Here is a 6,460-nt window from a genome sequence, read left to right on the forward strand (position 1 = left end):
ACGCCTTTGTGGACGGCTGACGGTGATCGGGCCGGGCACGCTGGGATAGCGTCACGATGTCCCACCGGCCCTCACCCTCGCGGAGTCCCCATGAGCACCGCTGCCGCCACACCCGCCCGCGCCGGGCAGGTCCTCGCCGACCTGCTCCCTGCCTCCCGAGTCCGGGACGCGGCCCTCGTGCTCGGCGGCGCCGCGCTCACCGGCCTCGCCGCCCAGATCTCCGTGCCCGTGCCGGGCTCCCCGGTGCCGGTGACGGGCCAGACCTTCGCCGCGCTGCTCGTCGGCACGTCCCTCGGTGCCGGCCGCGGCTTCCTGGCGCTCGCGCTGTACGCCGTGGCGGGCATCGCCGGCGTGCCGTGGTTCGCGCAGGGCACCTCGGGCGTCGCCCCCTCCTTCGGCTACATCCTCGGCATGATCCTCGCCTCCACCGTCGTCGGCGCCCTGGCCCGCCGCGGCGCCGACCGCTCGATGCTGCGCATGGCCGGCACGATGCTGGTGGGCGAGGCGATCATCTACGCCGTCGGCGTGCCCTACCTGGCCCTCGCCACCGGCATGTCCGCCACCGCCGCGATCGCGGCCGGCCTCACGCCGTTCCTCATCGGCGACGCGCTGAAGGCGGCGCTGGCGATGGGCGCCCTGCCGACGGCCTGGAAGTTCGCGAACAAGCACTGACGGCACAGGCGTTGCGGAGAGGCCCGCCGGGGGCGACGAACCCCGGCGGGCCTCTCAGCGTTCCGCGTGGTGCGGCGCGGGCCGCTCCGCGTCCGCACGCGGCTACAGCGGCCGGTTCAGCCCTCCTGAGCCCCCGGCCGGCGCCGCTGCGACCACCACATTCCAGCCACGCCCGCCGCGAGCAGCGACGCACCGGCCGCGCCCAGCGGCAGCAGGTCACGGGCCGGACCGGTCTTCGGCAGCTCCTTGCCGCCCGGGCCCGCCGGCTCGTTGTCGGTGCCGAGCAGCAGGGGCGTGGCCGGGGCGTTCGGCGACGGGTTGCTCGTGCCGAACGGCACCGGGCCCTGCTGCCAGAAGGTCTTCTTCCCGTCGGCCGTCTGCACGGGCAGGCAGATCTTCCCGGTCTTGCCGAGGTCGAACGTCGCGTCGACGGCGTACGACTTCGACTTACCGGCCGCGAGATTGTCGATCGGGCATGCGAATCCGCTGTTCGAGCCTTCCGGAAGTCCGTTCTCGGGTATCGCCGAACATCCCTCGACGCCCTTGACGACAAGCCCGTCGAAACCGACGACCAACAGCCTGATCTTCCCGCTGTCCTTGCTCCCCTCGTTCTTCACCGTGGCGGTAATCGCCGTCTTTTCCGAGCCGTTGTCGACCGAGATCTTCCCGGGCAGCAGCGTGGTGAGCTTCACCCCCGCCGGTGCCTCGTCAACTGCCTTTCCCCCCTTGCCGCTCGGCGGCCCTTCGTCCTGCGCCCCGGCTGTGCCGGAAAGGATCAACACCGCTGAGAAAGATGCCATGACCAGCGATCCCGCGACCGCTGTCGAACGACGAGAACTCATGTTCGCCCCCCTTGCGTCCCCCTGGGCTGCGCCTGAATTCGCAGCACTGAAAGAGGTACCACAAGATTTCACCGCACTATCCTGGTGCGGCACGAAGTGTGACCGTTGTGTTTCACTGGAGTCGGTCGCGGTGTCGTGGAGGGGGTGCAGCGGATTGCCGGGGAATACGAACAGCGGCGGTGTTCCAGGGATATTGGTGACGGGACGCTATCGGTTGGTCGAAAGTATCGGCCAGGGGGGAATGGGGCGGGTGTGGCGAGCCGCCGACGAAATACTCGACCGGCCGGTCGCCGTCAAGGAAATGCGGATCGACGGTCTCGACGCGGAGGACAGCAGGACCCGCCGCGAACGCACCCTGCGCGAGGCCAGGGCCACGGCCCGGATCGACCACCCCAACGTCGTACGGGTCTACGACGTGGTCGACGAGGGCGAACGCCTGTGGATCGTCATGGAGTTGGTCGCGGGCCGCTCCCTCGAACGGATCCTCGCGGAGACGGGCCCGCTGAGCCCCGGCGAGACGGCCCGCATCGGACTCGGTCTGGTCGCGGCGCTGCGGCAGGTGCATGAACGGGGCGTCCTGCACCGCGACATCAAGCCCGGCAACGTCCTCGTGGAGCACGCGGACGGGGTGGCCGGATCCGGGCTCGGCAACGGCACCGGTTCCAGCCGCGCAGGGCGGATCGTCCTCACGGACTTCGGGATCGCCGCGATCCAGGACGCCAAGGCGCTCACGATGGTCGGCATGCTGGTCGGCTCGCCCGACTACATGGCCCCCGAGCGCATCTCCGGCCGCCCCCAGGGCCCGCCGTCCGACATCTGGTCCCTGGGCGCCACCCTCTGCGCGGCGCTGGGCGGCCGCTCCCCGTTCTCCCGCGACACCACGCTCGCGACCCTGCACGCGGTCCTGTACGAGGAGCCGGAACTCCCCGCCGCGGCGGGCCCGTTGCGGGACCTCCTGACGTCCCTGCTCGCGAAGGAGCCGTCGGCCCGCCCGGACCTGGAGGCGCTGGAGACGGCACTGCGACCGGTGGCGTTCCCGGTCCCGACACCGACGGTGACGGTCGGGGTGGGGCCGGGGGAGGCGGAGCCGGAACGAGTACGGGAGCCGGAGCCGAACTCCGTGGTGGACGAGGAGTCCACGCCGCCCTTGTGGCCATCGCCTGCCCCTGATCCGGAAACCACCCTCGGAGGCCGGCAACCGACCCCGACCCCGACCCCGACCCCGCAGCCGCAGCCGCAGCCGCAGCCGCAGCCGCAGTCGCAGTCACGGGCACCTCTGCCCACGCCCCCGCAGGAATCCCCGGCGCAACCACCGCAGGAATCACCGGCCCCCGCCCACCTCCCGGCGCCCCGGGGCCCCCGCCGGCCCGCCCCCGCCCCGGGCCCGCACCACCACCCCACGCACACCACACCGACGGAGACGTCCGCGAAGTCCCGGGGCCCGGTCTCCCTCACCCGGGCACAGGCGGAGACCGAGCGCCGCCCTCACCCCGCACCCACGCCGATGCCACCGGGCGAACTCCCCGGACCGGCCGTCCCGGCCGCGCCCGGCGCGCGTCCCCGCCCCGGCGCGGGCCGCCGTCGTACGGTGCTCACCGCCGCGGCAGCCACCCTCGCCAGCGCCGGCACCGTCGTCGGCATCCTGCTGGCGACGTCAGCGGGTTCACCCGGAGACGACGACACTCCCCGCGCCGGATCCTCCGCGTCCGCGCCGGCCACCAGCGGCGGCACCACCACCGCCCCCTCACCCACCGTCGAGGGCACGACCAGGCCGCAGACCCTGCCGCCCGGCACGCACCGGGAGGCCGGCGGGTTCGCCTGGGCGACGCCGGACGGCTGGCGGCGGGACGTGAAGACGGGCGCGGAGGTGCACTACACCTCCCCGGACGGCACCCAGGAACTGGTCGGCAAGTCCTCCCTGGCCCGCGGCGACCTGCTGGAGACCTGGCAGACCTCGGAGCGCAACGCCCACCAGGGCCAGGACTACCGCAAGATCCGCCTGGAGGAGACCACGTTCCGCGGCCACCCGGCGGTGGTCTGGGAGTACACGTTCACGCTGAAGGGCGTCCACTGGCACGCCCGTCTGCTCGGCTTCAACGTGACCGGCAAGTCGTACCAGGTCAACACGTGGTACGCCGCCGGGACCGAGCAGGAGGCACTCGCCACCTACGAGAAGGTCAGGGACAGTTTCACGGTGCTGTAGGCGGCCGCGGGAAAAGCGATGGGAAAGCGAGAGGGCCTGCGGCGTGTGCGACAGCACGCACCACAGGCCCCCTGTTCACGGCGAACGGTGAGGCGGCGGCCGCAGGATCAGCCGGCCGACACCTCGCTGCGCTCCTCACCCTGAGCCTGCGGGGCATCGGCGGCCGGCCGGCCCCCACGCAGTCCCTTCTTCACGAAGGCGATGACGAGCACCACCGCGGCGACGAGCAGCGACAGCAGGATGGTCTGGCGCCCGTCGTGCTCGGTGTCGGTGAGCATGTAGCCGAGGATGAACACGATCAGCGCGGCGGTCGCCCAGGTCAGGTACGGGTACAGCCACATCTTCACGACGAGCTTCTCGGGCGCCTCGGCCTTGATGATCTTCCGCATGCGCAGCTGGGAGAAGCAGATCACCAGCCACACGAACAGGGCGACAGCGCCACTGGAGTTCACCAGGAACAGGAAGACGGAGTCCGGGAACTTGTAGTTGAAGAACACCGCGACGAAGCCGAAGGCGACGGAGGCGAGGATCGCCGTGCGCGGCACGCCGTTGGAGGTCGTGCGGGCGAAGGCCTTCGGCGCGTCGCCGCGCTGGCCGAGGGAGAAGGCCATGCGGGAGGCGGTGTACAGCCCGGAGTTCAGACAGGACAGCACCGAGGTCAGCACGATGAAGTTCATGATCTGGCCGGCGTGCGCGATGCCGAGGGAGTCGAGCGCGGCGACGTAGGAGCCGTCCTTGGTGATGGACTTGCTGTCCCACGGAAGCAGGCACACGACGACGGCGATCGAGCCGAGGTAGAAGACGGCGACACGCCAGATGATGCTGTTGGTGGCCTTGGTGACGGCCTGCCGCGGGTTCTCGGACTCGCCGGCGGCCAGGGTGGCGATCTCGCTGCCCATGAAGGAGAAGACGACGAGCAGCACACCGGTGAGGATGGCGCCGGCCCCGTTGGGCAGGAAGCCGCCGTGCTCGGTGAGGTTGCTCAGGCCGGCCTGCTCACTGTCCACACCGGGCAGCAGCCCGAAGACGGCCAGCCCGCCGATGACGATGAACGCGGCGATGGCGACGACCTTGATGCCCGCGAACCAGAACTCGAACTCGCCGTAGGAGCCGACGGAGACCAGGTTGGTGGCGGTCAGCACCACCATCACGATCAGGGCCCAGCCCCACTGGGGCACGGCCGGGATCCAGCCCTCCAGGATCACGGCACCGGCAGTCGCTTCGACCGCCAGCACCACGACCCAGAAGAACCAGTACAGCCAGCCGATGGAGAAACCGGCCCAGGACCCGAGGGCCCGGTCGGCGTGTGCGGAGAAGGAACCCGAGGTCGGGTTGGCGGCCGACATCTCACCGAGCATCCGCATCACCAGCACCACGAGCGTGCCGACGAGTGCGTACGACAGCAGGATGCCGGGCCCGGCGGTGGCGATACCGGAGCTGGACCCCACGAAGAGTCCGGCGCCGATGACACCGCCGATGGCGATCATCGAAAGATGCCGGTTCTTGAGCCCGGCCTGCAGCCCGGAGCCCTCGACTCCGGGTTCTCCGGGGCCTCCGGGGTCGTTTCCGGTCTTGTTCAGAGTCGGCTGCGAGGTCATGGAACGGATTTCCTTTGCGCCGGGGAGCTGTACTTCCGTACGAAGCGCACGAGCCGCACGAAAGGGGTGTTTCGCGGCATGGCGGTGTACGGGGGGCTCGTACGAGCGGTGTACGAGCCGGTCCAGTGAATCGGAGGCGAACGAATAGGAGAACCTTTGAATCCAGATTGTTACTTGAGGTTTTCCTGAGGTTCAGTAATGCGGCTCACACTCGCCTCGAGTTTTCAGGAGCGCCACCCCGCGCGCCTTCCCCGAAACACCCGTGTCACACTCGTCCCATGCGCGTGTACCTCGGCTCGGACCATGCGGGCTACGAACTCAAGAACCACCTCGTCGAGTGGCTGAAGCAGGCGGGTCACGACCCCGTCGACTGCGGCCCGCACATCTACGACGCCCAGGACGACTACCCGCCCTTCTGCCTCCGCGCAGCGGAGCGCACGGCCGCGGACCCCGACGCCCTCGGCGTCGTCATCGGCGGCTCGGGCAACGGCGAGCAGATCGCCGCGAACAAGGTCAAGGGCGTCCGTGCGGCCCTCGCCTGGAGCGAGGAGACGGCGTCCCTGGGCCGCCAGCACAACAACGCGAACGTGGTCGCGGTGGGCGCGCGCATGCACTCGCAGGACGAGGCGACGAAGTTCGTGGAGACGTTCCTCGGCACGCCGTTCTCCGGTGACGAACGTCACATCCGCCGGATCGACATGCTGTCGGCCTACGAAACGACCGGCGACCTGCCCCCGATCCCACCGCACCACCCGCAGCAGTAGCCGACGGGCTTTTCAAAACCGGGCCGGACAGGAGCCACGCCGCAGGCGGCCGGCCGGAGCTGTCGCCCGGGTGGGGCAGGAGCCGGGTGCTCACGCAGCGGCGGGACTTCTGCCCGCGGGGCGGGGGCGGCGCACCGTGGCGGGGACGCGAGTACCGCCCTGAGCGGGAGCTACGCCCTCGGCAGGGCGGGAGCTACGCCCTGGTAGGGCCGCGAGCACTGCCCTGAGCGGGGGAGCTGCGTTCCCTGGCAGGGCCTGAGCCCCTGCTGGGGGGACCCTGCGGGGGTCCGGGGGCGGAGCCCCCGATAGGGGTGCAGGGGACGAAGTCCCCGCCGGGGCCCGGGGCTGTCTCTTATACACATCTCCGAGCCCACGAGACGG

5 protein-coding genes are annotated in these 6,460 nt (G+C 70.8%); 3 read left to right on the forward strand and 2 right to left on the reverse strand.

What is annotated here, in order from left to right:
- Window positions 1-90: 90 nt before the first annotated feature.
- Complete coding sequence (locus OO68_RS39145; protein ID WP_033314240.1) at window positions 91-672, forward strand: biotin transporter BioY; 582 nt, start codon at window positions 91-93, stop codon at window positions 670-672.
- A gap of 116 nt (window positions 673-788) precedes the next feature.
- On the opposite strand, the gene OO68_RS39150 is transcribed toward OO68_RS39145, so the two are convergent.
- The gene (locus OO68_RS39150) at window positions 789-1,514 is read right to left on the reverse strand and encodes a hypothetical protein (protein ID WP_033314241.1); all 726 of its coding nucleotides are present in this window, start codon (window positions 1,512-1,514) and stop codon (window positions 789-791) included.
- Between the two features lie 241 nt (window positions 1,515-1,755).
- Here OO68_RS39150 and OO68_RS39155 point away from each other — a divergent pair, with 241 nt between their 5' ends.
- Entirely contained in the window at window positions 1,756-3,717 is a 1,962-nt protein-coding gene (locus tag OO68_RS39155) for a protein kinase domain-containing protein (RefSeq protein ID WP_033314242.1), read from the forward strand.
- A 107-nt stretch (window positions 3,718-3,824) separates the two neighbouring features.
- Here OO68_RS39155 and OO68_RS39160 read toward each other — a convergent pair whose 3' ends face one another.
- Complete coding sequence (locus OO68_RS39160) at window positions 3,825-5,315, reverse strand: amino acid permease (protein ID WP_033314243.1); 1,491 nt, start codon at window positions 5,313-5,315, stop codon at window positions 3,825-3,827.
- A gap of 278 nt (window positions 5,316-5,593) precedes the next feature.
- On the opposite strand from OO68_RS39160, the gene OO68_RS39165 reads away from it, so the two are divergent.
- Window positions 5,594-6,079, forward strand: a complete 486-nt coding sequence (locus tag OO68_RS39165; protein ID WP_033314244.1) for a ribose-5-phosphate isomerase — start codon at window positions 5,594-5,596, stop codon at window positions 6,077-6,079.
- The last annotated feature ends 381 nt before the right edge of the window (window positions 6,080-6,460 follow it).

It is taken from the genome of Streptomyces iakyrus, assembly GCF_000717055.1.
Classification (GTDB): domain Bacteria; phylum Actinomycetota; class Actinomycetes; order Streptomycetales; family Streptomycetaceae; genus Streptomyces; species Streptomyces iakyrus.

Coding starts and splice junctions, on each gene's coding strand:
- OO68_RS39150 (WP_033314241.1), bottom strand. CDS start 1,514: ATGAGTTCTCGTCGTTCGACAGCGGTCGCGGGATCGCTGGTCATGGCA.
- OO68_RS39160 (WP_033314243.1), bottom strand. CDS start 5,315: ATGACCTCGCAGCCGACTCTGAACAAGACCGGAAACGACCCCGGAGGC.
- OO68_RS39155 (WP_033314242.1), top strand. CDS start 1,756: ATGGGGCGGGTGTGGCGAGCCGCCGACGAAATACTCGACCGGCCGGTC.
- OO68_RS39145 (WP_033314240.1), top strand. CDS start 91: ATGAGCACCGCTGCCGCCACACCCGCCCGCGCCGGGCAGGTCCTCGCC.
- OO68_RS39165 (WP_033314244.1), top strand. CDS start 5,594: ATGCGCGTGTACCTCGGCTCGGACCATGCGGGCTACGAACTCAAGAAC.